Annotated in this window: 1 protein-coding gene and 1 pseudogene; one reads left to right on the top strand and one right to left on the bottom strand. The window is 54.3% G+C overall.

Features of this window, described 5'->3' with window-relative positions:
* Positions 1–289 (top strand): FAD-dependent oxidoreductase (locus tag MXD62_RS10025; protein ID WP_248829063.1); only part of this gene is annotated, 289 nt, incomplete at its 5' end.
* A gap of 46 nt (positions 290–335) precedes the next feature.
* On the opposite strand, the pseudogene MXD62_RS10020 reads toward MXD62_RS10025, so the two are convergent.
* Positions 336–543: pseudogene (locus MXD62_RS10020) on the bottom strand (diguanylate cyclase); the annotation flags it as partial.

The following is a 543-nucleotide window of genomic DNA, read 5'->3' as shown; positions in this document are numbered from 1 at the left end:
TCGCTGGGCCGTGCTGGCCACGTTGAAACGTCAGGGCGTGGACATGTTGACAGAAATCGAATACAGAGCGATCACACCGGAGGGCGTCTCTTTTCTGCACAATGGGGAAGAGCGGTTTGTACCGGCAGACACCGTGATCATTGCTGCCGGAAGCACCCCTAACAGCGTGCTGGCGGAAGAACTGCAGGGACGGCTCCCTGTACATGTGATCGGTGGGGCGAAAGAAGCAGGAGAGCTTGACGCGAAGCGGGCTATTCTGGAAGGCACACTGGTGGGCAGGCAGATCTAGGATTACCTTTTGAAACGAAGCAAAAAGGCGCCCTTTCGCACAATCATCATTGCGAGAAGGACGTCTTTTCTTGCTGCCAGGCTGCAACCACTCTGTTTTTTCCTGACGTTTTCGCAGTAATTTCAGCGTCGTCCGCTGCCCGAATCAGATCGTCAACCGTTCGGGAGGTGGAGAGGTCAAGCGAGGAGACACCTACACTGACCGTAACTTTATACGGACGGCCTGCCATAAATTCCTCTTCTATCTGTTTCCTC

Source organism: Frankia sp. Mgl5, assembly GCF_023242985.1.
Lineage (GTDB): Bacteria > Actinomycetota > Actinomycetes > Frankiales > Frankiaceae > Parafrankia > Parafrankia soli.
Note: the sequence above shows the minus strand (reverse complement) of the source record. Positions and strands in the feature narration are given on the sequence as shown.